The 25,188-nt window shown below is 61.6% G+C and carries 22 protein-coding genes; 17 read left to right on the forward strand and 5 right to left on the reverse strand.

Annotated elements, in window-relative coordinates; translation table 11 throughout:
- Position 1: 1 nt before the first annotated feature.
- The 13 genes from waaC to AC3WMV_RS05120 all read left to right on the forward strand — a co-directional run bounded on the left by waaC (position 2) and on the right by AC3WMV_RS05120 (position 13,926).
- Entirely contained in the window at positions 2 to 1,063 is a 1,062-nt protein-coding gene (gene waaC, locus AC3WMV_RS05060) for a lipopolysaccharide heptosyltransferase I (RefSeq protein ID WP_027611365.1), read from the forward strand.
- The gene (locus AC3WMV_RS05065; RefSeq protein WP_027611366.1) at positions 1,063 to 2,184 is read left to right on the forward strand and encodes a glycosyltransferase family 4 protein; all 1,122 of its coding nucleotides are present in this window, start codon (positions 1,063 to 1,065) and stop codon (positions 2,182 to 2,184) included. The genes waaC and AC3WMV_RS05065 overlap by 1 nt, the downstream gene beginning before the upstream one ends.
- Positions 2,185 to 2,991 (forward strand): lipopolysaccharide core heptose(I) kinase RfaP, encoded by an 807-nt coding sequence (gene rfaP, locus AC3WMV_RS05070; RefSeq protein WP_098966890.1) that lies wholly within the window; start codon positions 2,185 to 2,187, stop codon positions 2,989 to 2,991.
- Positions 2,991 to 3,725 (forward strand): lipopolysaccharide kinase InaA family protein, encoded by a 735-nt coding sequence (locus AC3WMV_RS05075; RefSeq protein WP_097087069.1) that lies wholly within the window; start codon positions 2,991 to 2,993, stop codon positions 3,723 to 3,725. The genes rfaP and AC3WMV_RS05075 overlap by 1 nt, the downstream gene beginning before the upstream one ends.
- Positions 3,722 to 4,474: a lipopolysaccharide kinase InaA family protein gene (locus AC3WMV_RS05080; protein ID WP_103368215.1), complete on the forward strand. Its 753-nt coding sequence runs from the start codon at positions 3,722 to 3,724 to the stop codon at positions 4,472 to 4,474. The genes AC3WMV_RS05075 and AC3WMV_RS05080 overlap by 4 nt, the downstream gene beginning before the upstream one ends.
- Entirely contained in the window at positions 4,474 to 5,925 is a 1,452-nt protein-coding gene (locus AC3WMV_RS05085; protein WP_103368216.1) for a lipopolysaccharide kinase InaA family protein, read from the forward strand. Before AC3WMV_RS05080 ends, AC3WMV_RS05085 begins: the two co-directional genes overlap by 1 nt.
- A 213-nt stretch (positions 5,926 to 6,138) precedes the next feature.
- Positions 6,139 to 6,474: a YceK/YidQ family lipoprotein gene (locus AC3WMV_RS05090; RefSeq protein ID WP_027611371.1), complete on the forward strand. Its 336-nt coding sequence runs from the start codon at positions 6,139 to 6,141 to the stop codon at positions 6,472 to 6,474.
- Between the two features lie 171 nt (positions 6,475 to 6,645).
- Complete coding sequence (locus AC3WMV_RS05095; RefSeq protein ID WP_007967355.1) at positions 6,646 to 8,403, forward strand: carbamoyltransferase family protein; 1,758 nt, start codon at positions 6,646 to 6,648, stop codon at positions 8,401 to 8,403.
- Entirely contained in the window at positions 8,387 to 9,517 is a 1,131-nt protein-coding gene (locus tag AC3WMV_RS05100) for a glycosyltransferase (RefSeq protein ID WP_103368217.1), read from the forward strand. The genes AC3WMV_RS05095 and AC3WMV_RS05100 overlap by 17 nt, the downstream gene beginning before the upstream one ends.
- Positions 9,517 to 10,413, forward strand: coding sequence for an antimicrobial resistance protein Mig-14 (locus AC3WMV_RS05105; RefSeq protein ID WP_103368218.1), 897 nt, complete (start codon positions 9,517 to 9,519; stop codon positions 10,411 to 10,413). Before AC3WMV_RS05100 ends, AC3WMV_RS05105 begins: the two co-directional genes overlap by 1 nt.
- An 8-nt stretch (positions 10,414 to 10,421) precedes the next feature.
- Positions 10,422 to 11,858, forward strand: coding sequence for a PIG-L deacetylase family protein (locus AC3WMV_RS05110; protein WP_103368219.1), 1,437 nt, complete (start codon positions 10,422 to 10,424; stop codon positions 11,856 to 11,858).
- Positions 11,855 to 13,009 carry a glycosyltransferase family 4 protein gene (locus AC3WMV_RS05115; protein WP_103368220.1) on the forward strand — a complete coding sequence of 385 codons (1,155 nt, stop codon included), beginning with the start codon at positions 11,855 to 11,857 and terminating at the stop codon, positions 13,007 to 13,009. The genes AC3WMV_RS05110 and AC3WMV_RS05115 overlap by 4 nt, the downstream gene beginning before the upstream one ends.
- A 32-nt stretch (positions 13,010 to 13,041) precedes the next feature.
- Positions 13,042 to 13,926, forward strand: a complete 885-nt coding sequence (locus tag AC3WMV_RS05120) for a glycosyltransferase (RefSeq protein WP_027611376.1) — start codon at positions 13,042 to 13,044, stop codon at positions 13,924 to 13,926.
- An 18-nt stretch (positions 13,927 to 13,944) separates the two neighbouring features.
- Here AC3WMV_RS05120 and AC3WMV_RS05125 read toward each other — a convergent pair whose 3' ends face one another.
- Together AC3WMV_RS05125 and AC3WMV_RS05130 are read right to left on the reverse strand one after the other, a co-directional pair.
- The gene (locus AC3WMV_RS05125) at positions 13,945 to 15,162 is read right to left on the reverse strand and encodes an acyltransferase family protein (RefSeq protein WP_103368221.1); all 1,218 of its coding nucleotides are present in this window, start codon (positions 15,160 to 15,162) and stop codon (positions 13,945 to 13,947) included.
- The gene (locus AC3WMV_RS05130) at positions 15,162 to 17,024 is read right to left on the reverse strand and encodes a bifunctional O-antigen ligase/aminoglycoside phosphotransferase family protein (RefSeq protein ID WP_103368222.1); all 1,863 of its coding nucleotides are present in this window, start codon (positions 17,022 to 17,024) and stop codon (positions 15,162 to 15,164) included. Before AC3WMV_RS05130 ends, AC3WMV_RS05125 begins: the two co-directional genes overlap by 1 nt.
- A gap of 153 nt (positions 17,025 to 17,177) precedes the next feature.
- Between AC3WMV_RS05130 and msbA the strand changes: the two genes are divergently transcribed.
- The 4 genes from msbA (at position 17,178) to hldE (ending at position 22,046) form a co-directional block, all read left to right on the forward strand.
- A complete protein-coding gene (gene msbA / locus AC3WMV_RS05135; protein ID WP_027611379.1) occupies positions 17,178 to 18,980 on the forward strand; it encodes a lipid A export permease/ATP-binding protein MsbA in 1,803 nt (600 codons plus the stop codon).
- Positions 18,981 to 19,213: 233 nt separating this feature from the next.
- Positions 19,214 to 19,918 (forward strand): sulfotransferase family 2 domain-containing protein, encoded by a 705-nt coding sequence (locus tag AC3WMV_RS05140; RefSeq protein WP_103368223.1) that lies wholly within the window; start codon positions 19,214 to 19,216, stop codon positions 19,916 to 19,918.
- Complete coding sequence (cysC, locus tag AC3WMV_RS05145; protein ID WP_103368224.1) at positions 19,911 to 20,522, forward strand: adenylyl-sulfate kinase; 612 nt, start codon at positions 19,911 to 19,913, stop codon at positions 20,520 to 20,522. Before AC3WMV_RS05140 ends, cysC begins: the two co-directional genes overlap by 8 nt.
- Before the next feature lie 102 nt (positions 20,523 to 20,624).
- A complete protein-coding gene (gene hldE / locus AC3WMV_RS05150) occupies positions 20,625 to 22,046 on the forward strand; it encodes a bifunctional D-glycero-beta-D-manno-heptose-7-phosphate kinase/D-glycero-beta-D-manno-heptose 1-phosphate adenylyltransferase HldE (RefSeq protein ID WP_103368225.1) in 1,422 nt (473 codons plus the stop codon).
- 90 nt (positions 22,047 to 22,136) lie between these two features.
- On the opposite strand, the gene AC3WMV_RS05155 is transcribed toward hldE, so the two are convergent.
- The 3 genes from AC3WMV_RS05155 to AC3WMV_RS05165 are packed head-to-tail and all read right to left on the reverse strand — an operon-like array spanning position 22,137 to position 25,121.
- On the reverse strand, positions 22,137 to 23,105 hold the full coding sequence (locus AC3WMV_RS05155; protein WP_027611383.1) for a hypothetical protein: 969 nt from the start codon (positions 23,103 to 23,105) through the stop codon (positions 22,137 to 22,139).
- Between the two features lie 31 nt (positions 23,106 to 23,136).
- Positions 23,137 to 23,949, reverse strand: coding sequence for an aldo/keto reductase (locus AC3WMV_RS05160; protein WP_097087087.1), 813 nt, complete (start codon positions 23,947 to 23,949; stop codon positions 23,137 to 23,139).
- The gene (locus AC3WMV_RS05165) at positions 23,946 to 25,121 is read right to left on the reverse strand and encodes an NAD(P)/FAD-dependent oxidoreductase (protein WP_103368226.1); all 1,176 of its coding nucleotides are present in this window, start codon (positions 25,119 to 25,121) and stop codon (positions 23,946 to 23,948) included. The genes AC3WMV_RS05160 and AC3WMV_RS05165 overlap by 4 nt, the downstream gene beginning before the upstream one ends.
- Between the last annotated feature and the right edge of the window lie 67 nt (positions 25,122 to 25,188).

The following is a 25,188-nucleotide window of genomic DNA, read 5'->3' on the forward strand; positions in this document are numbered from 1 at the left end:
GTTGCGGGTATTGCTGATCAAGACTTCATCGCTGGGCGACGTGATTCACGCGTTGCCGGCGCTGACCGACGCGGCCCGGGCCATCCCCGGGATCAAGTTCGACTGGGTGGTGGAAGAAGGCTTCGCCGAGATCCCGACCTGGCACCCGGCCGTCGGCAAGGTGATTCCGGTGGCGATCCGCCGCTGGCGCAAGAACCTCTGGCAGACGATCAAGAGCGGCGAGTGGAAGCGCTTCAAGCAAAGCGTGCGCGCCAGCCAATACGATCTGGTGATCGACGCTCAGGGCCTGCTGAAAAGCGCCTGGCTGACCCGCTACGTCAAAGCCCCGGTGGCCGGTCTCGACAAAGGCTCGGCGCGCGAGCCGATCGCTGCACGTTTCTACGACCGCAAACTGGCGGTGGCCCGTGGGCAACACGCCGTCGAACGGGTGCGTCAGTTGTTCGCCATCGCCCTTGGTTATGACCTGCCCAAAGGGTTGGGCGACTACGGCCTCAACGTCGAGCGTCTGGTGGAATTGCCGCGCAAGAGCGCCTTCGTGGTGTTCCTGCACGGCACCACGTGGGACACCAAACACTGGCCGGAAGCCTACTGGCGCGAGCTGACCGAGCGGGTCGGCTATCTGGGCGTCGGGGTCAAACTGCCGTGGGGCAACCCGCTGGAGAAGGCCCGTGCCGAACGGATTGCCGCCGGTTTCAAACACGCCGAAGTGCTGCCGAAGCTGAATCTGGCCGGGGTCGGCAAAGTGCTGGCCGGCGCCCAGGCCTGCGTCGCGGTGGACACCGGCCTCGGCCATCTGGCGGCCGCGCTGGACGTGCCGACGATTTCCCTGTTCGGCCCGACCAACCCGGGCCTGACCGGCGCCTACGGCAAGGTGCAGATTCACATGGCCAGTGATTTCCCCTGCGCCCCTTGCCTGCAAAAGAAATGCACTTACCAACCGACCGCGCAGGATGCCCGCCAGTTTGACCTGAAACGCGAGCAGCCCCTGTGCTTCACGCGTGTGAATCCCGAGCGTGTCGCCAGCCGTCTGAGCACGTTGTTAATGGCTGAGGAGCTGCGCTGATGCAATTGGCTTTTGTTCTGTACAAATATTTCCCGTTCGGTGGCTTGCAGCGCGACTTCATGCGCATCGCCCTCGAATGCCAGAAGCGCGGCCATCAGATCCGTGTCTATACGCTGATCTGGGAAGGCGACGTGCCGCCCGGTTTCGAAGTGCTGGTGGCGCCGGTCAAGGCGTTCTTCAATCATCGGCGCAACGAAAAACTCACGGCGTGGATGGAAGCGGATCTGGCCAAGCGTCCGGTGGACCGCTTGATCGGCTTCAACAAGATGCCGGGGCTGGACGTCTACTACGCCGCCGACGGCTGCTTCGAAGACAAGGCGCAGAACCTGCGCCATTCGCTGTACCGCCGCTGGGGCCGCTACCGCCACTTCGCCGAGTACGAGCGCGCGGTGTTCGCCAAAGACGCGAAAACCGAAGTGCTGATGATTTCCGAAGTGCAGCAGCCGCTGTTCATCAAGCATTACGACACGCCATTGGAGCGCTTCCACCTGCTGCCGCCGGGTATCGCCCAGGATCGTCGCCGGCCGGCGGATGCCGACCAGATTCGCGCCGGTTTCCGCGCCGAATTCAGCCTCAAGGACGATGAACTGCTGCTGGTGCAGATCGGCTCCGGGTTCAAGACCAAGGGCGTCGATCGCAGCCTCAAGGCGCTGGCCGCATTGCCCGCCGAGCTGAAGAAACGCACCCGGCTGTTTGTAATCGGCCAGGATGACCCCAAATTGTTCCAGATGCAGAGTGCGACTTTGGGCCTGGGCGACAACGTGACCTTCCTCAAGGGGCGCAGCGATATTCCGCGCTTCCTGCTTGGCGCCGACCTGTTGATCCACCCGGCGTACAACGAAAACACCGGCACCGTATTGCTCGAAGCGCTGGTCGCCGGGTTGCCGGTGCTGGTCAGCGCGGTCTGCGGTTACGCCCATTACATTGCCGAGGCGGACGCCGGGCGAGTGCTGGACGAACCGTTCGATCAGGCGCAACTGGCGCAATACCTGACTGACATGTTGAATGACGACGCTGCACGCGCGGCCTGGAGCCGCAATGGTCTGGCTTTCGCCGAGACGGCCGACCTCTACAGCATGCCGCAGCACGCGGCCGATGTGATTCTGGCGGAGCACGCTTAAATGAAGTTGATGCTGGCTGAACCGTTCAAGAGCCTTTGGGCCGGGCGCGACCCGTTCGCCGAAGTCGAAGGCTTGCAGGGCGAGGTCTACCGCGAGCTGGAAGCTCGACGGACTCTGCGCACGGAAGTCGACGGCAACGGATTTTTCGTCAAGATCCACCGGGGCATCGGCTGGGGCGAGATCTTCAAGAACCTGCTGACCGCCAAGCTGCCGGTGCTCGGCGCGGGTCAGGAGTGGAAGGCGATCCAGCGTCTGCAGGAAGTCGGCGTGCCGACCATGACCGCCGTGGCTTACGGCGAGAAGGGCAGCAACCCGGCGGATCAGCATTCGTTCATCGTCACCGAAGAGCTGGCGCCGACCATCAGCCTTGAAGACTTCAGCATCGATTGGGTCAAGAACCCGCCGCAGCCGAAACTCAAGCGCGCGCTGATCGCTGAAGTCGCGCGCATGACCGGCATGATGCACCGCGCCGGGGTCAACCATCGCGACTGTTACATCTGCCACTTTCTGTTGCACACCGACAAGCCGATCACCCCGGACGATTTCAAACTCTCGGTGATCGACCTGCACCGCGCCCAGACCCGTCCAAGAATTACTCAACGCTGGCGCAACAAGGATCTGGCCGCGCTGTATTTCTCGGCGCTGGACATCGGCCTGACCCGACGCGACAAGCTGCGTTTCCTCAAGGGCTACTTTCAGCAGCCGCTACGGCAGATCCTCGCCGAAGAAGCGCCGTTGCTGAGCTGGCTCGAAGGCAAGGCCAACAAGCTTTATGCGCGCAAGCAGCGTTACGGGGATGCGCTCTGATGGCGGGTTGGACGCTTGAACCGCAATACAGCGAACTGGCCGAAGATTTCGGCAGCCTCGAAGCGGTGTTTGCCCTGCAGGGCGAACGTCTGACCCGTGATCCGCTGTCCGAAGTCATCCGCGTGCAGCGCAACGGCGTGAATTACTACGTCAAACGCTACGTCGGCGCCGGTAAAGGCTTGCGCCGTTACCTGGGTAAGCCACGGGTGAAGATGGAGTGGCAGAACCTCAAGCGCTTCGCCAAGTGGGGTATTCCCACCGCCGAAGTGGTGGCCTGGGGTCTGGAGCGACGTGGCGCGGCCTATGCCCGTGGCGCCATGATCACCCGCGAGCTGCCGCGCACCGAAGACCTCTCGGCGCTGGCTGAACGCAACGATCCGAAACTCAAGGATCGTCTGTGGGTCGATGGCATCAGCCGCCAACTGGCCGGCTACACCCGAACCATGCACGACCACCGCTTTACCCATAACGATCTGAAATGGCGCAACCTGCTGATCGACGATCAGGCGCAGCTGTTTCTGATCGACTGCCCGAACGGCGATTTCTGGCGCGGCTTCTGGCTCAAATACCGGATCACCAAGGATCTGGCCTGTCTCGACAAGGTGGCCAAGTATCACCTGTCGAACACCCAGCGCCTGCGCTTCTACCTGCAATACCGCGGACGTGATCGGCTGAATGCCGCCGACAAGAAACGGATTCGCCACGTGGTGAGATTTTTCGAGGGACGCGAATGACTGATTTCCTGGCCGCTGAAGACCGGGCGCTGCTTGAGCGTCATGGCCTCGGCACTTTCGACGCGCTCTGGGCCAAACAGCTCGAAGCCGTGGACGAACCGAACACCGATGGCGGTGGCTGGAGCAGCGTGTTTCGCCTGGAGCTGGAAGGGCAGGCCTACTACCTCAAGCGCCAGAGCAACTACCTGACCCGCACCCTGCATGCGCCGTTCGGCGAGCCGAGTTTCGCCCGCGAGTTTCGCAATATCAGCCGCTACAACAAGTTAGGGATCCCGGCGCTGCAAGCGGCGTTCTTCGGTGAGCGCAAGGTCAAGGGCGATGTCCAGGCGATCCTGCTGACCCGTGCCCTCGACGGCTGGGACGATCTTGATTCGCTGTTGCAACGCTGGTCCGACCTGACCGCCGCGCAGCAATCGGCCATTCTCCAGGCCTGTGGACAACTGGCGCGCCAGCTGCACGGCGTGCGTCAGGTACACGGCTGCTTTTATCCGAAACACATCTTTTTGCAGGCTGATGGCGACGCGTATAAGGCGCAGTTGATCGACCTGGAAAAGACCCGACCCCTGCTGTTCGGCATGCGCGACCGGGTCAAGGATCTGGAGCCGCTGCTGCGTCGTGCGCCGGAATGGAGCGAAGCGCAATTGCGCGAGTTGCTCGCGGCCTATCTCGATCAGCCAGTCAACAGTTCGCTGGTCGACACCTGGGTGACGCGCCTGACTGCACGGCGCAGTCGCAAGGAGACCCGTTGATGCGCTTGTCAGAACTGAAAAACGCCGGACGTGCGCCGAGTCTGCCGCTGACGATTTCGCTTGCCGATGCGGCAGGCCCAGCGGATCTGCAACTGCTGAGTCTGCTGCGGGTGTTGCCGGGGCAGCGCTATGTCGGTGCAGGGGTGTGGCGCGGCCGGCCGGTGCTGGCCAAATTACTGGTGGGCAGCAAAGCTGCGCGGCATTTTCAGCGCGAACTGGCGGGCGTCAAGTTGCTCGCCGAACAAGGTCTGACCACGCCGCTGTTGTTGGCTGATGGCCTGACGGATGGCGAGGGCGGCTGGCTGCTGTTCGAGTTCCTCGAAGGTGCTGAAAGCCTCGGTGAGGCCTGGCAGAAAGTCGAATCGCTGCCAGTGCTGGCGGACGAGCAATCGGCGGTACTCGCCGAGGCGCTGGGCGCGATCGGTCAACTGCATGGCAAAGGCCTGTGGCAGGAAGATCTGCACCTGGACAACCTGCTGCGCCAGGGCGGTCAGCTGTACCTGATCGACGGTGCCGGGATTTGTGCCGAGACCGCTGGCCAGCCGTTGTCACGGCAGAAAGTGCTGGAAAACCTCGGGGTGTTTTTCGCCCAGTTGCCCAAGTCTCTTGAGCCGTTCACCGAAGAATTGCTGGTGTATTACCTGCTGAGCAACAGCGAACACGCGTTGCCGCTGGAAGCCTTGCAGAAGCAGATCGCCAAGGTGCGCGCCTGGCGCCTGAAGGATTACCTGATCAAGGTGGGCCGCGAGTGCACGTTGTTCAGTGTGCAGCGCGGTGCGTTCGGTCTGCGGGCGATCCGTCGCGAGGAAGAAGCGGCGATGCTGCCGGTGCTGGATCAGGCCGATGCACTGCTCGATCAGGGCCATCTGTACAAGACCGGCGGCGCGGCGAGCGTCGGCAAGGTCGAAGTGGCCGGGCGTACACTGGTGATCAAGCGCTACAACATCAAAGGCTTCGCGCACTGGCTCAAGCGTTTCTGGCGTCCGAGCCGCGCGTGGCACTCTTGGCGTGAAGGTAATCGTCTGGCATTCCTTGGCATCGCTACGCCGAAACCGCTGGCAGTGCTGGAAAAGCGCTTTTTGTGGCTGCGCAGCCGCGCCTATCTGGTGACCGAGTTCCTGCCAGGGCCGGACATCATCGAGCGCTTTGCGCCATATGTGGAAAGCGGTGCGGCGCCGGAGTCCGAGTTGCAGGCGCTGGATCAACTGTTCGCACGGTTGATTGCCGAGCGCATCAGTCATGGCGACTTCAAGGGGCATAATCTGTTCTGGCAGGAAGATCGCTGGGCACTGATCGACCTGGATTCGATGTGTCAGCACAGCTCTGTCGGAAGTTTCGCAGCGGCCTATGCGCGGGATCGGGCACGGTTCATGCGCAACTGGCCCGAGAGCAGCGCGCTGTATCAGGTGATCGATCAGCGGTTGCCCAAGGACATCTCCAGCGCGGCCTGAACCGCCTTCGCCAGCAGGCTGGCTCCCACATGGGATAGCATTCCCCTGTAGGAGCGAGCCTGCTCGCAACAGGGCTTTAAAGCCCCAAAAAACTCCCGTTGAGCAATAGCGGACAAACTGCACTGACTTGTCCTACAGCTTCTCCAGAAGCCATGAACTGTGCCCGCTCCAGCCCCGATGCTAGCTTGCCCTGACCACTTCGGAGGGCAAGACTTGACCATCAAAAACGCTTTAACACTCAGCACCTGCGCATGGCTTTTATCCGGCTGCGGCACCGCCGCCTCGGTCCTGCAAATGGACGCTGACGTCGCCCGCGACATGCGCAAACAGAAAACCTACTGCCAATCGATTCCACGGATCTACAGCGGTCTGGCGTTCGACTTCTGTGTGCTCCACGCGCCCCCTGACCCCTCCGGCGTCCTGGTGCCATTCGTGTTGCTGGACCTGCCATTGTCCGGGGTGCTGGATACGGTGGTGTTGCCGTATACGATTTATCAACAGGTCGTGGATGGCAATATCGGCATCTATTGGCGCGCGGGCGGTTATTGAGTGTGAAAGCAAGGTTTCACCGGGCCGATTCACCTGGGGCAATTCGCACAGGGTCATTCCCGCCACGTTTACGCTATAATCCCGCCCTTTAGCTGTCTCTCGCCCGGTGCGAGGGCACATCAATTTTCGAGGCGCATCGCGCCTGAATGCAGACTAAAGAGGCTAGACCCTGTGGCATTGACGATTCTTGGCCTGTCCGGCGCCCTTAGCCATGACCCTTCAGCCGCCTTGTACATCGACGGCAAGCTGGTGGCGGCGGCTGAAGAAGAGCGCTTCGTCCGCGATAAGCATGCAAAGAACCGCATGCCCTACGAATCGGCGAAGTTCTGCCTGGAACAGGCCGGTATCAAGCCGTCCGACGTTGACGTGGTGGCGATTCCGTTCGCCCCGATCAGCCTGTTCGGCAAGGCCCGCTGGCACTATGCCAAGCGTTACTGGTACGCACCGGATCGCGCCCTCGATGCGATCCTGATGGGCAACCGTCGCTACAAGCGCTATCGCAACAAGATCGTCTGGTGCCTGGAGCAACTGGGTTTTGATCCGAAGAAGATCAAGATCGAGCCGGTCGAGCACCACCTCGCTCACGCCTCCAGCGCCTACCACTGCTCGGGTTTCAAAGAGAAAACCGCGATCCTCGGCATCGACGGCAAGGGCGAGTACGCCACGACCTTCTTCGGTTATGGCGAAAACGGCAAGATCCACAAGATCAAGGAATTCTTCGATCCGGACTCCCTCGGCGGCCTGTACGGCGCGATCACCGAGTTCCTCGGTTTCGAGATGCTCGACGGCGAGTTCAAGGTCATGGGCATGGCGCCGTACGGCGACGCCAGCAAATATGACTTCTCGCGTCTGGCCTCGTTCGAGAACGGCGAACTGGTGATCAACACCGACTACGCCAACGTGATCGGCCTGCGTCGCTACAAAGAGAAGGGCAAAGGCTTCTACTTCTCGCCGAAGCTGATCGAGTGGCTGGGTCCGAAGCGTGAAGGCGATATCGCCGACGAACCGTACATCCACTACGCCGCCAGCATGCAAGCGCTGTTCGAGAAACTGGCGTTGCAGATGATCGATTACTACCTGGGCGATGTGCTCAAGGAAACCGGCAAGCTGGCCTTCGCCGGTGGCTGCGCGCTGAACGTCAAGCTGAACCAGAAAATCATCGCCCGCGATGACATCAAGGAACTGTTCGTCCAGCCTGCGTCCGGCGATGCCGGCACCGCGGTCGGCGCAGCAGCCTATGTGTCCCACGCCCGTGGCGTGCCGGTCGAGAAGATGGAACACGTCTACCTCGGCCCGTCGTACAGCAACGAAGACGTGATCGCCGCGTGCGCCCGTCACGAGAACAAGCCGACCTGGCGCAAGCTCGACAACATGCCGGAGCAGATCGCCAAAATCATGGTCGATGGCAACCCGGTGGCCTGGTTCCAGGGCCGCATGGAATTCGGTCCGCGTGCGCTCGGTGGTCGTTCGATCATCGGTTGCCCGAGCGTGGCCGGTGTGGCTGACCGCATCAACCACCAGATCAAGTTCCGCGAGCGCTGGAGGCCTTTCTGCCCGTCGATGCTCGACACCGTGGCACCGCAGATGATCAAGATCGATCACCCGGCGCCGTTCATGACCTTCACCTTCGAAGTGGCGGAGGAGTGGAAGACCCGCGTGCCGGAAGTCGTTCACGAAGACGGCACTTCCCGGGCCCAGGTCCTGAAGCGCGAATACAACCCGCGCTACTACGACATGATGAAGGCACTGGAAAACCTCACCGGCAACGGCGTGTCGCTGAACACCTCGCTGAACCGTCGTGGTGAACCGATGATCTGCTCGCCGACCGACGCCCTGAACATGTTCTTCGGCTCCGATCTGCAGTACCTGATCATGGAAGACATTCTGGTGGTCAAAGAGGGCGCAAACGCTTATGACTCGCTCGGCTGAACGCCATGTGCTGCAGTTCTGTCACGGCTATGACGGGCCGTTCCTCGACTGCGCACGGCAGTACGCCAGCCTGTTCGCGGGCACCGGTTATCGGGTGACCACGGTCTTTCTGACCGGGGCCGCCGATAGCGAGGTGGCTGCAGCGTGTGCTTCCGATGAAGTGTTGTTCATGGAATACAGCTCCAAGGCCATTCGTGGCCTGAAGCTGGGCGCCATCGGTGATCTGCGCAAGATCGCCGCTTCACGCAATTTCAGTTTCTGCATCGCCCATCGCTTCAAGCCGATCTACATCGCCTTGCTCGGCACGTCGCTGCCGGTGATTGGCGTGCACCACGCGTTTGACGATTACAAACGTGGCACGCGCAAGCTGTTCGCGCACATTTTCCGCAAGCGTTTGAGTCTGCTCGGCGTCTCCGATGCCGTGCGCGACGACATGCGGCGCTGCCTGCCGAAATGGCCGTCGACCCGCATCCAGACCTTGTACAACCGCATCGATGTGCCGGCCTTGCAGGCCAGCCAGGTGTCGGCCCGCGAAGCCCGCGAGACCCTGGGTCTGGCGGCGGATGCGTTCATTGTCGGCAACGTCGGACGGCTGCACCCGGACAAGGATCAGGCCACGTTGCTACACGGTTTCGCCGCGGCGTTGCCCGGTCTGCCGGGCAACAGTCAGCTGGTGATTCTCGGCAAGGGCCGTCTGGAACAGAACCTCAAGGAGCTGGCGCGCGAGCTGGGCATCGGTGACCGGGTGCTGTTTCTCGGTCAGGTACCGGACGCGCGCAATTACTTCCGCGCCTTCGATCTGTTTGCCCTGAGCTCCGATCACGAACCGTTCGGCATGGTGCTGCTGGAGGCCATGGCCGCCGGCGTACCGTTGCTCGCCACGGCCTGTGGCGGGGCGAAGGAAGTGGTGGAAGGCGTGGGCATTCTGTTCCCGCTGGGCGATGCCGAACACCTTGCACAAGGCCTGCAACATTTGGCCGGTATGGATGATCAGCAGCGCCGGCAGTGCGCCGAGCTGATGCTCGACCGCCTGCGCGAGCGTTTCTCCGACCGTGCGGTGCGCGACACCTTCTGGCGTCTGCCGCAAGTTACCGATCTGGCACCGAGGGGCTGATGCTCAACCGATTTCAAGGCTGGCGCGAACGTGGCTGGTCGCCCGTTGACGCCTCCACCTATGCCAGCGCCTGGCAGCGTTTTGGCGGCAGCGTCGCGACGCATCCTTTGGTAGTCGAGCGTCTGGCTTATCTGGCCGGCATCCCGGTGCGCTATCTGGCGTGGGAGCAGGACGGTGAAGTCAAAGCGGCAATCCCGACCTGGGGCCGCGACCTGGCCCTGTCCAAGGACGTGCTTAAGCGCAACGGCAAGAAAGGCCTGTTCGACCTCGGCAATGCCGAGCTGATCCTGCCGGCCGCCGTCGATGCCCAGGCACCGTTGCGCCATCGTGCACGCTATCTGTCGGCTCTCAACGAAAACCGCTTCAGCGGCCTCAAGTTGCAGACCGAACAACTGGCCATGGCCCGCACCCCCGAAGAACTGTCGAAGAAGTTCCGCTACAACCAGCGCCGCGAACTGCGCCTGCTGGAGGAGGCGGGTGGCGTGGTGCGTCCGGTTGCCGAGTTCTCCAGTGCCGAACTGGCGGCGATCTACTGTGATCTGTTCCAGCGCCGCTGGGGCTTCCCGGCCACCGGCGCGGCGCGCATGGCCGAAGTCATCGAGCTGCTGCGCGAACTGCTGATTGGCTCGGTGATTTTTCTCAACGATGCGCCGATCGCCATTCAACTGGTGTACCGCGTCGAAGCGCCGGAGTGGATCAGCGTCGAGTACATCAACGGCGGCGTCGATCCCGAAACCCGCGAATTCAGCCCCGGCAGCGTGTTGAGCTTCCTCAATACTCAAAGCGCCTGGGAACACGCGCGAGCACTGAACAAGCCGCTGCGGTTTTCCTTCGGTCGCGCCGACCGTGAATACAAGGATCGCTGGTGCAATCCTGTGCCGGTGTTCACCGTATGAGTCAGCCCATGAGCCGCAAACAGCAACTGCTCAAGCGTCATCGTCGCAATAAACGCATTACCTTGCTGATCGCCCTGAGCGTGTTGATCGCGCTCGGTGTGCTGGTCGCGTGGTGGTTGCCGCTGGTGCTCGCGGTGGTTGGCTGGGTCGCCCATGAAGCGTGGTTTGCCGATCACCTGTTCTATTCGCCGAAAGACGATTACCAGTACAGCTTTCCGCCGTTCACACCGCAGCCGAAGGTGCATTTGAGCGGCGAGCAATTGCGCCTGGACGAGGGTGTGATGCTGGTCGACGAAGCGACGTTGATCCTCGCGGTAAAGGTCAAAAGCACTTGGCTGGGACGTTTTCTCGATCCGCGCGTGGAACTGCTCGGCGGGACGCATCCGGATGCGCAAACCTTCGAGCGCGGGGTCAATGGCCTGCGTTACCTGAACCTCAGCGGTCAGGCGCAAGCTCTGGCGCAAGGCCAGTTGCGCTTGCGCGGGCGCTTCTGCCGGGTCTTTGGCGAGCCGGTGCTGTGGGCGCTGGAGCAACCGGACTACCGCCGTCAGCGGGTGATGGTGATCGCCCCGCACGCCGACGATGCCGAGCTGGCCGCCTATGGCTTGTACAGCCAGGCCGACGAAGCCTGGATCGTCACCCTGACCGCTGGCGAGATCGAAGCCGAACATTATCAGCAGATGGGCATGAGCAAGGTCGAGGCGGCACGGCTCAAGGGCCGGTTGCGCGCCTGGGACAGCCTCGCCGTGCCGCGTTGGGCCGGTGTGCCGCAGGAACACTGCGTGCAACTCGGTTACTTTTGCCTGCAACTGGCGGCGATGCAGGCCGCGCCGAATCAGGCGGTGGGCTCGCGTGAAGCCGACCTGAACGACACGCGCCTGTTTCGTCAGTTGAATCCGTTCACTCTGCCGGGCGATGCCGACGGCGCGCCGAGCTGGAACAACCTGCTGGCCGACTTGCGTGAAGTGCTGTTGCGCGCCCGACCAGAGGTGATCGTGCTGCCGCACCCGACTCTCGATCCGCACCCTGACCATATCTGCGCCCAGCAAGCGGTTTTGCAGGCGCTCCAAGGCCTCGACTGGCAGCCGACGCTGCTCGGTTACGCCAACCACTTGCACGACAACGACCGCTGGCCGATGGGCAACACCGGGCAGGGCATTGCCTTGCCGCCGGCCTTCGATTCGGCGGTGCCGATGCAGCCGCTGTGCCTGCCGCTGTCCATCGAGTTGCAACGGGACAAGGCCATGGCGCTGGGCATGATGCATGACCTGCAGCCGCCGGCACCGTTCAAGCGTCGCCTGCGCCGGGTTATCCAGCGTGTGCTCGCCGGGCGGGCTGGGTCGGTGTACGGCGAAAACGAATTTTTTCGAAAAGCAGTCAGGCGCCAGGAGTTGTTCTGGCTACTGAAGCACGGTGAGACAGGCGTCCAGCGGGGAGAGTCATGAGTCAACGGTTCAAGGTGTTGCAGCTGCAACCCGACTACAACGTCAAAGCCCATGACTTTGCCGACCTCGCCGAGCAGATCGTCAAGGCGCTGCCGAGCGATCGCTATGAGATCACCGCGGCTTTCCTGCGCGGCAAACCGGGGCCGGGCGAGCCGGTGAGCCGGGCCGACCATTCGGTGTACTTCGAGTTTTCCGACAAGTCGCTCAAGGGCATGCGCCTGCGGGCGATGTGGCAGTTGTACAAGTTCTGCCGCCGGGAAAAGTTCGACGTGGTGATCTGCAACCGCTTCAAACCGGTGAACATGATGCTGGCGCTCAACCGCTGGTTGAAGGTGCCGCTGTGCATTGGCATCTCCCACGGTTTCGGTGAATACGACCGCTTTTACCGACGACGCCAGACCCAGCGTCTGATCGATCGACACTGGCGCTTCGTTGGCGTGTCACCCGCAGTCAAACAGTACCTGCTCGATTGTGACTGCGGCTTCACCGACCAGAACACCTACGCCATCACCAATGCCATCGACATCGAGCAGGCCGAGGGCTTGCAGCACAGCCGCGAAAAAGCTCGCGAGTTGTTGGGCCTCGACCCGAATGTGCGTTTGATCGGTGCGTTGGGGCGGCTGGTGTCGGTCAAGGGCCACACCTATCTGCTGCAAGCCTTTGCCGCATTGAAGGACAAATACCCGAACACCCAGTTGGCGATCATCGGTGCCGGGCGCCTGCAGGCACCGCTGGCGGCCGAGATCGAGCAACTGGGCCTGAGCGGTCGCGCGCACCTGCTGGGCTTCAAGGAAAACGCTCTGCAATACGTGCGTGCGTTCGACATCTGGACCATGCCGTCGCTGGCCGAAGGCCTGGGCCTGGCCTTGCTCGAAGGCATGAGCGGCCATTTGCCGGTGATCGCTTCGAACGTGCCGGCAATGTTGCCGCTGATCGAAGGTGCCGGTGGTCTGGCGATCACGCCCAAGGACGTGCCGAGTCTGGTCGCCGCGCTGGATCACTATCTTGCGCTGTCGGACGACGAGCTCAAGGCCAAGGGCGAGCAGGCTTACCGCTATCTGCAGGAACAACACGACATCGAGGTGTTCCGTCAGGAATATCTGGACCTGATCGACTCCGGCCTGGAGCAGGCCCGCAAGGAACAGCCGTGAGCGAAGAGAAAACCGTGAGCGAAGAAAGAGTCATGAGCGAAGCCAACGCCCTCGTCACCGTGATCATCGCCTCGTACAACCACGGCCCGTACATCGAGGAAAGCATCCTCAGTGTCCTCAACCAGAGCTACAAGAACATCGAGTTGCTGGTGGTCGACGACGGTTCGAAGGACGACAGCGTCGAGCGCATCAGCGCGTTGCAGGCGCAGTACGGCTTCGATTTCCGAGTGCAGCAGAATCAGGGCCTGACCAATACCCTCAACGGCGCTATCGCCCGTTCGAAGGGCAGCCTGATTGTGCCGTTCGGCTCCGACGACATCATGTACCCCGAACGTATTGCCACCCAGGTAGCGTACATGGACGGCAAGCCTGAAGTCGGGATCTGTGCCGGCAATATCGAGCTGATGCACGCCGACGGCAGTCTTTACCCGGAGAAACGTCAGCGCCGCGACGTGCCGTTTCGCCGCCTCGATTTCGACGACATGTTTCTTGAACGCAAGCCGTATCCGCCAGCACCGACGTTGATGATCCGTCGTGAGGCGCTGGAAAAGGTGGGAGGGTTTGATCCAACGATTCGTCTTGAAGACCTGTACATTGAGCTCAAGGTGACCCGTGCTGGCTACTTCATCGACGGTTTGAACGTGGTGATGGCGCGTTACCGCAAGCACGCCACCAACTCGTACAAGAATCATCGCTTCATGATCGAGAACATCCTGCGCACCTATGCGCTGTTCAGCGATCATCCGCTGTACGACGAAGTGCGCTTCAAGGCGCTGAACTCGATGTTCCTCAAGACCGCCAACCGCAATCGCAAACTGGCAAGGGAGCTGCTGGCGCAGATCCCGTTCAAGGCCTGGAACAAGAAGACCTGGCGCGGACTGGGGCGTTTACTCTTTTCCCCGCTGGAAAAGGACTGAGGCAGCGGTCGCTCGCGCTCAGCGGGCGACCTTCTCCGGCAGGCGCTTTTCGCCCTTCTGACGCTGGCGCAGCCAATGCACAACCTTCTTGCCGGCAGCCATGCCCGGCTGCTCGATATAGAGGAACGTCGCGCTGCTGATCAGAATCAGCAAGCAGGTGCAGACGGCCACCAGGGGCAGGTACACCGCTGTTTCCCGCGCATCGATATTCAGCAGCAGCGGCAGCCGTTGCACCATCAGCCACAGCACGAACCCGTGCAGCAGATAGGTGCTGTAGCTGATCTCGCCGAGCCAGCGAATGCTGCGTGGTTTCAGCGCGCCGAACAGATTATTGCCGGACGCGACGATCACGAAAAACAGTCCCAGCAGAAACAGCGGTGCAGTCTTGAACGCCCGACTGAACGCGGTGAACGCAATCACCAGCGCGAGCACGGCGATGATGCTTGCCAGGCGTGACTGGCTCCATGCCACGAGCGCCGGTCGGCGAATCCAGTAGGCGGCGGCGATGCCACCGAGGAAGCTCGCCAGAAAGTTTTTCTTCAGCGAATGTTCCCAGCCGATGACCTGGTACAGCGTGTAGATGCCGATCAGGCACAGCACCACCTGCAACCAGCTGCCGCGGTAGATGAACACCAGCCCGGCCAATGGCAGCGCCATGTAGAAAAACACCTCATAGGCCAGCGTCCAGGTGACGTTGGATATCAGCATGCCGGAGTGGCGGTACTGGTTGATGTCCGGGCGGTCGAACGTCAGCCAGGCGAGGATCTGTTTGAACAGCTCCAGGCCAGGCTCCTTCATTTGCCAGCCCTGCAAGTGGAAGATCGAGACGAACACCAGCAGCATCAGTGGCAGATAAAGCGGATACAGGCGAAATACCCGTGACACGCCGAAGGCCAGCCAGTCATGGTTGCGTCCCTGCGCGAGCAGGCGGCTCCAGAACAGAAAACCGGTGATCATGAAGAACAGCGCGACGCTGCCTTGACCCAGCATCGAATAGAAGTTGCTCGGCGGAAAGTCGATCACCCCGGTGCGCAGGAAAATCCAGGTAATGACCGAGTGGTGCACGAACACACCAAACGCCAGATAGCCGCGCAGGCCGTCGATGCTGGCATATCGACTTTCGCCGGAATGCTGCAGGTGCCGAGCGATTTTCGGCACCGCGCGCAACAGCAGGGCGGAAGTGACGATGGCCAGCAGATAGGCTGCCAGCGCGATAAGCGGATTGGTTTCGATCATCAATGAACCCGAGCCGGGGTGTTGCCGGCCAGCACTTGCCTGTGCAGATTTTCAACCGCGGATTTAGACGCCGTCATGGCGTACCCCTGGAGCAACGCATCGAGGTGATCCTCGAACAGCCAGCGTTTGTCGACAGTGTAACGTTGCATATGACGCAAATTGCGTTGGCGCAGGGAAAGACTGAGCGGGGTAGGGTAGATGCGCAGGTCGGCCAGATCGATCAAGCCGAACTCGCCGTCTTCCAGTACCAGTACGTTGCCCAGGTGCAGCGAGCGGAAATAAACGCCTTTCTCGTGCAGTTGCGCCATGAATTTGCCAAAGCGCTCCACCAGCGCCTGGCGCACCGCAGGAGCGGTAATACTCTGCAGCACCTGACGCAGCGTGTGCCCCGGCAACGGCGCGTAATGCACAGCGCTGCTACCATCGTCGAGACGGTACAGATTCAATATTTGCGGGGTCGGGATGCCCATCTGACGCAGTTGTTCGCTGTTGACCGCGAAACGTTCGGAGTAGGGATTGAAGCTGCCGGAGGTGTACCAGCGGCGACGGCGGAACAGCTTGAGGAAACTGCCGTCGGTCAGGCGCAGGACTTTCGGGCCGAGGCCATCTTCTTCAATGATCTGGGCCGTGCTGCTCATGTGCTCCAGGTCAGCGGTCGCAAGCTTTTGCACCGGCTGGGTCAACAGGCGCCGCGCGCGTTGATTGATGCTCAACGCTGCGATCAGTGCCAGCGGGATCCACAACAGGAACCAGTGTTCCTTGGGCCGCGAAATGATCCCGCCGCCTTCGGTCAGCCCGGCGCCGATACCGAATACCAGCCAGGTCGAGGCAATGATCAGCAGTGGCTGCACACGCTGGCGCCAACTGCTCAGCAGGCCCCACAGCAGGAAGAACAACCAGGGCAGCAAGCCGATGATGCCGACGTAATACAGCACACCCAGGATAAAGCTGTGCGGCTCCTGAAAGCTGATGCCGTTACCGGGGTCTACGGCAAGGCTGGCGCTGTAGCCATGACCGATCCATGGATGATCGGCAATCATGTGCAGTACCTTCTGCCAGATTTCCAGACGATAGGAGTCGCCACGTTCGGTGATCATCTGCGAAAACTGCGTAATGACTGCTACGCCGCTCAGGACCAGCGCGATCAGTAACCCCACCGAGCGCTTGTTCCAGCAGATGAAACACAGCCACAGCGCCGCCATGGTCAGTGCCACCAACGGCGTCCGGGAACCGGTGCCGATCACGGCCATGAACATGATTGCCATCGCCGGCAAGCTGAGCCACATCATCTGGCGACGTTTGCAGGTCATGGTCACGCTCAGCCAGTAGGCACTGAAGAAGCCGAACAGGTGCGAGCTGAGCAACGGGTTATCGAAGGCACCACCGCCGATCAGGCGCATGCCCGGCTCATAAACCCGGGCGAACATGAACAGGAAAATGGTCGTGGCAATCAGCGCGACCAACGCGGCGCCGAACAGCAAGGGTTGCAGGATGTCGCTGCGGTAGCGCACCAGCAGGTAGCAGCCGGCAAACAGCAGCAAGGTATGCAGTGGCGGCTTGAACATTCCGCCGAGCGGCTCCCCGCCCGGCCCCCAGGCGAGGCTGAGCAACGCCCAGGCGGCAAACAGCAGAACCGCGATGAAAATCGGCTCGCGCAGCAGCTCCTTGAGTTCGCGCGGGCGCAGGCACAGCGCGATCAGTGTCGGAATGCTGAACAGGCCATAGAACAACTTGTGATGCAGACTTCGACCCGGCAAGAAGAACAGCGCGCACAGGAGCAGGAAATAACCGGTGGGAAGAATCCACAGGCTAATGAAATCGAAAATCCGATTGGACGTACTGCTGAAGCCGCGAAGTTGCATGCTGTGAGATTCATTCCTGAGGTTGATCGACCATTCGAGTGATGGCTATTTGATGCAGAAGAGGTGCATAACAATAACAGCCTTTCGCCGATTGCCAGAACCCTGAAGAAGCTGTGCTAAAGTCAGCGTCCTTTTTATCGACTTTCGCGTGATATGACCGATTCCAGTCCCGCCGCAAGCCCATCGAGCTTGAAAATCTACTTCCGCCTGCTCGGCTATGTCCGGCCGTACATCAGTCTGTTCCTGATCAGCATCGTCGGCTTTCTGATTTTCGCCTCGACGCAACCGATGCTTGGCTACATCCTCAAGTACTTTGTCGATGGCCTGTCCAACCCTGAAGCGGTGCTGTTTCCCTCCGTGCCCTATCTGCGTGACCTGCAGCTGCTGCAGGCCGTGCCGCTGTTGATCATCCTGATCGCCGCGTGGCAGGGGCTGGGCTCCTATCTGGGCAACTATTTCCTGGCCAAGGTTTCTCTCGGGCTGGTGCATGACTTGCGTGTGCAGTTGTTCAACAACCTGTTGGTGCTGCCTAACCGCTATTTCGACAAGCATAACTCCGGTCATCTGATTTCGCGTATCACCTTCAACGTGACGATGGTCACGGGGGCGGCAACAGATGCGATCAAGGTCGTAATCCGTGAAGGCATGACGGTGATCTTCCTGTTTGCCTCGCTGTTGTTCATGAACTGGAAGCTGACCCTGGTGATGGTGGCGATCCTGCCGCTGATCGCCGTAATGGTGCGCACCGCCAGCAAGAAATTCCGCAAGCAGAGCAAGAAGATCCAGCTGGCGATGGGCGATGTCACGCATGTGGCCTCGGAAACCATCCAGGGTTATCGCGTGGTTCGCAGCTTCGGCGGCGAGGCCTATGAAGAAAAGCGCTTCCTCGATGCCAGCCAGGGCAACACCGACAAGCAACTGCGCATGACTCGCACGGGTGCGATCTATACGCCGATGCTGCAACTGGTGATCTACACCGCCATGGCCGTGCTGATGTTCCTGGTGCTGTACCTGCGCGGTGACGCCTCGGCCGGTGACATGGTCGCCTACATCACGCTGGCGGGCCTGCTGCCCAAGCCGATCCGTCAATTGTCCGAAGTCAGCTCGACCATTCAGAAAGGCGTGGCCGGTGCCGAGAGCATTTTCGAGCAACTGGATGTCGAGCCGGAAGTCGATACCGGCACCGTCGAGCGCGATGCGGTGAGTGGCCGTCTGGACGTGCGCAACCTCAGCTTCACCTACCCTGGCACCGAACGCCAGGTGCTGGACGACATCAGTTTCTCGGTCCAGCCAGGGCAGATGGTCGCACTGGTCGGGCGTTCGGGCAGCGGCAAGTCGACGCTGGCCAACCTGATTCCGCGTTTCTATCACCACGACAAGGGCGAAATCCTCATCGACGATGTGGAAGTCGAACAGTACAAACTGCTCAACCTGCGTCGTCACATCGCTCAGGTGACTCAGCACGTCACTCTGTTCAGCGACACCGTGGCCAACAACATCGCTTATGGCGATCTGGCCGGTGCGCCGCGTGAAGACATTGAAAAAGCCGCGCGTGATGCCTACGCGATGGACTTCATTTCGCAGTTGCCGCAAGGCCTGGACACTCAGGTCGGCGAGAACGGCGTCTTGCTTTCCGGTGGCCAGCGCCAGCGTCTGGCGATTGCCCGTGCGTTGCTGAAGAACGCGCCGCTGCTGATTCTCGACGAGGCCACCTCGGCACTCGACACCGAGTCCGAACGGCACATTCAGGCGGCACTGGATCAGGTGATGAAGGGGCGTACCACGCTGGTAATCGCTCACCGTCTGTCGACCATCGAGAAGGCCGACCTGATTCTGGTCATGGATCAGGGGCGCATCGTCGAGCGCGGCACCCACGACCAGTTGCTGGCGCAAAATGGTTACTACGCGCGCCTCAACGCCATGGGCCTCGATGCCCCGGCCGAAGATATCGCCTGATTCCAGGCCCTGTCCTGTGAGAGCGAGCCTGCTCGCGAAAGTGCTGCAACAGACGACGTCCGTGTCGAATGTTCATGCGCTATCGCGAGCAGGCTCGCTCCCACAGTCGTTTGTATCCAGACCTTTACCCTTCTTGACCAAACCGGAATAAAACCGGGCACCGCGCTTGTTAAGGTTCCTCAACGAACTCTGACTTCCATCGAGGGGGCCATCCCCGTCGCGCGGGTGCTTTCATGCTGCAACGCTATCTCTGGAAACTGCTGCCCAAGCCACAGCGGGCTTTTCTGCTCGGGCGCCTGTCGGTGGTCGATCGGCAGGTGGTGAACAAGTCGATGTCGGCCAACCTGACGTTTCCTCAGGCCTTCCAGCAGCGCTCCTGCCTGTTTATCCATGTTCCGAAATGCGCCGGCAGCAGCGTTTGCGCGGCGCTGTTCGACGGCTGGCGACCCGGGCACTTGCCGCTGTATTGGTATGAAGAGCAGTTTCCCGAGCAGTTCGCCAACGCCTTCAAGTTCGCTTTTGTTCGCGACCCGCTGGAACGTGCCTATTCGGCCTACGCCTTTTTGCGTGGCAACGAGTTGAGCGCGCGTGACCATATGGCGCAACGGCTGGTGCGGCAGTACCGGGATTTCGACGCTTTTGTCGCGCGCTGGCTGCATCCGGAAACGATTGCCCGGCAATTGCACTTTGCCGCCCAGACCGACTTTCTGACGGACTCGCTGGGGCATCTGGCGCTGGACTTCATCGGTTATCAGGAACACCTGACGCGGGATTTTCGTCTGGTTTGCGAACAGTTGGGGCTGACTGGCGAGTTGCCTCACGTCAACGGCTCGCGGGAACGGCAATCATTGCCGGCGCGGGAGTTCTGTACGGTGCGCACCCGGCGTCTGGTGCGTCGGGTTTATCAGCGTGATTACGAGTTGCTTGGGTATGAATGAGTCCCTGTCACTGCCGCTACAGACGCTCGCCATTCGGCCTTACGGTCTGGCGCTCTCGCACCAGGCCCGGGCAGCGCTCAAGGCACAACACCCACGCTGCCTGTGGTTGACCGGGTTTTCCGGCGCCGGCAAGTCAACCCTGGCCAATGCCCTCGAACTGCGTCTGCATGCGTCGGGTCTGCACACCTTTTTGCTCGATGGCGACAATGTGCGCAATGGCCTGTGCCGCGACCTGGGCATGAGCGACCTCTGCCGCCGGGAAAACATCCGGCGTATGGCCGAGGTGGCGCGGTTGATGGTCGACGCCGGGCTGATTGTGATCGTTGCGGCCATTTCGCCGTTCCGTGCCGAGCGCGACGCTGCGCGCAGGCTGTTTGCCCAGGATGAATTAATTGAGGTGCACGTCAGCACTTCGCTCGAAGTCTGCGCCCGGCGCGATCCGAAAGGTTTGTATCAGGCCGTACGGGAAGGCCGGATCACGCACTTTACGGGCGTGGACAGTCCTTACGAAGCGCCATTGGCAGCCGAGTGGCAAATCGACACCGAGGCGCTGGAATTGTCCGAAGCCTGTGGACAACTGGCGGCACTGGTGCTCAAAAAATGAGCAAAGTAACGGACTGTTTCATCCTGTTGCAGGCTGCACGCAAGCCTGCGCCAACCCTGTGTTAATATCGCGCCCCTGTTCATTTTGTATGTGGGTTGCTCCATGAAGTTGTCCATGCCGCGATTCGATCAAGCCCCAGTCTTGGTGGTCGGCGATGTCATGCTCGACCGTTACTGGCATGGTGGAACCTCACGGATTTCCCCTGAGGCACCGGTACCGGTCGTAAAAGTCGAGCAAATCGAAGACCGCCCGGGCGGTGCTGCCAACGTTGCCTTGAACATTGCCGCGCTGGGTGCGCCGGCGTCGCTGGTCGGTGTGACCGGCGACGACGAAGCCGCCGACAGCCTGAGCAACAGTCTCAAGGGCGCGGGCGTGCGCGCGCTGTTCCAGCGCATTGCGCATCAGCCGACCATCGTCAAACTGCGGGTCATGAGCCGGCACCAGCAGTTGCTGCGTATCGACTTTGAAGAACCGTTTGCCACCGATGCGCTGGCCCTGGCCTCGCAGGTCGATGATCTGCTCGAAGGCATCAAGGTGCTGGTGCTGTCGGACTACGGCAAAGGCGCGCTGAAGAACCATCAGGCCCTGATTCAGGCGGCCCGTGCCAAAGGCATTCCGGTGCTGGCCGATCCCAAGGGCAAGGATTTTTCGATCTACCGTGGCGCCAGTCTGATCACGCCGAACCTCAGCGAATTCGAAGCCATCGTCGGCGGTTGCGCCGATGAGCACGAACTGGTGAGCAAGGGCGCAGCCCTGATGCACGATCTCGAACTCGGCGCGCTGCTGGTCACCCGTGGTGAACACGGCATGACCCTGTTGCGTCCGGAGCATCCGGCGCTGCATTTGCCGGCCCGTGCCCGTGAAGTGTTCGACGTGACCGGTGCCGGCGACACGGTGATTTCCACCCTGGCGGCGGCGATCGCTGCCGGTGAAGAACTGCCGCACGCGGTGGCGCTGGCCAATCTGGCGGCGGGCATCGTGGTCGGCAAACTTGGTACTGCGGCGATCAGCGCCCCGGAACTGCGCCGCGCGATTCAGCGTGAAGAAGGTTCGGAGCGTGGGGTGCTAGGTCTGGAACAGCTGGTGCTGGCAGTGGCCGATGCCCGTGCGCATAACGAGCGCATCGTCTTCACCAACGGCTGCTTCGACATTCTGCATGCCGGGCACGTGACCTACCTCGAGCAGGCGCGCGCCCAGGGCGACCGTCTGATCGTGGCGATCAACGATGACGCCTCCGTCAGCCGCCTGAAGGGGCCGGGACGTCCGATCAACAGTGTCGACCGACGCATGGCGGTACTCGCCGGCCTCGGTGCGGTGGACTGGGTGATCAGTTTCCCGGAAGGCACCCCGGAAAACCTGCTGCGCGAGGTCAAGCCGGATGTGCTGGTCAAGGGCGGTGATTACGGTATCGACCAGGTTGTTGGTGCCGATATCGTCAAGGCTTACGGCGGCACGGTGAAAGTGCTGGGTCTGGTGGAAAACAGCTCGACCACTGCGATCGTGGAGAAAATCCGCGGTAACTGATTCAAGCTAAAAAGATCGCCGCCTGCGACAGCGCCTACATTGGAATGCGTTTCCCTGTAGGAGCTGCCGCAGGCGGCGATCTTTTGCTTTTCAGGAACTGACTTTCTTGCGCGGTACGATCTTCTTCAGCAATTGCCTGGCCTTGCCGCGCAACCGCGCCAGTCCCGTGGGTTTCTCCGGCGGGGTCAGGCCTTGTTGGCGTAACCAGTCCTTCCAGCGAATCCGCTCGTCACGCACCAGCCAGCCATCCTGTCTGGCAAAACTTTCGGCCAGATACAAACCGCGCGTGCCCGCCGGAGACAGCTGACCTTTCTTCAAGGTATACAGCTCGGCCAGCGGTTCGCCGTCCTGCAACGGCATCAGGTACAAATCCGGGCGCTTGCGGTCCAGTCGCGCCACCAGTTGATCACCTTCCAGGCGTTCATCGACGTGAAACAGACTCAGGGATTTGGCTTCCTTGGGCACGTCCAGGCGCAAGTCGTAGATCAGTTGCAGCGATGCGGTCGGCAGATGCACGTAGGCCCGTGGTCGTTCGAGCAATTGCAGATTGGCGCAGCGCACCGGCCGCGCCGAGCCGGACTGCGGCGTCAGGCGAAACGGCAGGGCCTCGCGATAATGCAGGGCGGAGGCGTAGGGTGCGGGTAGCCAGGTGTCGTTGAAGCGTCCGCCGAGCCAGCCTTCCGGGGTTTCCAGCAGGCACTCTTCGGCAATTTCCTGAATCGCCGTGTGCAGCGGGATGTTCAGTTCTTGAGCAGGCACGTAACCGGAAATCAGCTTGAGCACGACATCCCCACGATCCTGCCGACGCTGGCGCACCAGCACCCAGTAATCGCGATTCTGCCAGTGCAGGGTCAGGCGCACAGAGACCCCGAGGTTGGCCAGTTCCACCGCAAAGCGCTCGGCATCCGCCACGCTCACCGGTTTGCGCCGCTGCAGGGTCTGGGCGAAATTCAGCGGCATGCCGACGCTCTGATACGTCAGGCCTTCGGGCGTGGCCTCGACGAACAGCGGCAGCGTCTTGAAGTTGCTCGGGTTCTTTCTGATGAGCGTGCGCGGCATGTCGGCTCCTGCTTAAGGCCGCGGGGCGGCGTCAGTGACCACGGAGGACCTGGGCAACGGTCGCAACGTTATGGGCGAGGTGCAGCGGATTGATCGTCCCGACAATAGCACTGGCCACGCCGGGCTGCTGGAACAACAACTCGAAGCTGGCGCGCACCGGATCCACGCCCGGACTCAGGCATACATGGCCGCTGGCCAGGGCTTTTTTCACCAGAATGGCTTTGCCGTGGGCAGCAGCATAGTCAATGACTGCCTTCTCGTTCTGTTCGTTCAGATTGTAGGTGACCATCGCGCAGTCCCCTTGCTCCAGCGCCTTGAGTCCGCCCTCGACCGTTTTGCCGGAGAAGCCGAAACCGCGAATCTTGCCCTCGGCCTTGAGTGCAGCGAGGGTGGCGTAGACCTCTTCGCGCTCAAGGATCGCCAGATCGTTGCCGTCGGAGTGCACCAGCACCAGGTCGATAAAATCGGTTTCAAGACGTTGCAGGCTACGCTCGACCGACATCCGCGTATGCGCCGCACTGAAGTCATGGCGCGACAGGCCGTCGGCAAACTCTTCACCGACCTTGCTGACGATTACCCAGTCCTGCCGCTGGCCGCGCAACAACGGGCCGAGGCGTTCTTCGCTGCGACCGTAGGCCGGGGCGGTGTCGATCAGGTTGATGCCCAATTCGCGTGCCTGCCTGAGCAGCATGCGCGCGGCATCGTCATCGGGAATCTGAAAACCGTTGGGGTATTTCACCCCTTGGTCGCGGCCCAGTTTGACCGTGCCCAGGCCCAGCGGCGAGACCGTCAGGCCGGTGCTGCCCAGTGGGCGGTGGAGGTCGTGCAGGTTCGCGATAGTCATGGCAGCAGTTGCTCCCAGGCTGGAACGCCCATCGGTGGTTTTGGCAACGCCGGCAAAGGTTCGGCGGCTTGTGGCTGAATGCCGTCGCGCTCCAGCGCAGCGATGACCCGGTCGGCGAAGTCCGGCGCCAGTGCGAGTTTGGTCGGCCAGCCCACCAGCAGGCGACCCTCCTCGGCGAGGAAGGCGTTGTCCGGACGGCTCAGGCCGGTTTGCAGCGGCTCGGCGCGATCCACGCGCAAGGTCGCCCATTGCACCTGGCTCAGATCGATCCATGGCAGCAACTGGCCGAGCTCTTTCTGCGCGGTGGCGATCTGCTCGGCAGGTTCGCGGGCCACGCCTTCGCTTTCGGCAATGTCGCCGCCCAGGTACCAGACCCAGTTGCCGTCAGCGGCCGGGTGGGTGGTGACGGTGATGCGCGGCTTGGTGCCGCCGCCCAGGCAGTGAGCGTACAGCGGCTTCAGGCTTGGGCCTTTGGCGATGATCATGTGCAGCGGTCGGCGTTGCATCTGCGGATGGGTCAGGCCCAGGTCTTCCAGCAATCGGGCAGTGCCGGCGCCGGCACTGAGGACGATGCGTTGGGCGTGGATTTCACGACCGTCGACCTTCAGACCGACCAGCACACCGGCTTCCAGCAGCGGCTCGATGGTTTGCCCGGCGAGCAGGCCGTCACCGGCCAGATCGGCCAGGCGCTGAATCAGGCTCGGCACGTCAACCACCAGTTCGGCGAGGCGATAGACCTTGCCCTTGAAGCGCTTGTCTTGCAGGGCCGGCGGCAGTTGATCGCCCTTGACCTGATCGACCCGGCCACGCACGGCTTTGCTGGCGAAGAAACTGGTGAGGTTGCCGGCGAGGGTGCCGGGCGACCACAGGTAATGCGCTTCGGACAACAGGCGCACGCCGGACAGGTCCAGCTCGCCGTTGCCGGCCAGCGCTTCACGCCAGCGGCGCGGCATGTCGGCGATGGCTTCCGAGGCGCCGGTCAGCGCACCGTGCAGCGCATACTTGGCGCCGCCGTGGATGATGCCCTGGGACTTCACACTCTGCCCGCCGCCGAGGCTGGCGCTTTCCACCAGCACGGTCGAAAAACCCTGACGGCGCAGACGCGCGTTCAGCCAGAGGCCGGCGACACCAGCGCCGACAATCAGAACGTCGGTGGAAATAACGGATGGCATGCAACGACCTCAGTGTTCAAGACGAGGGCGCAGTATACAGACTCGGGAAAGAGCGGGATTTGTCGAT

The sequence above is a fragment of the Pseudomonas sp. FW305-3-2-15-E-TSA4 genome, assembly GCF_058787295.1.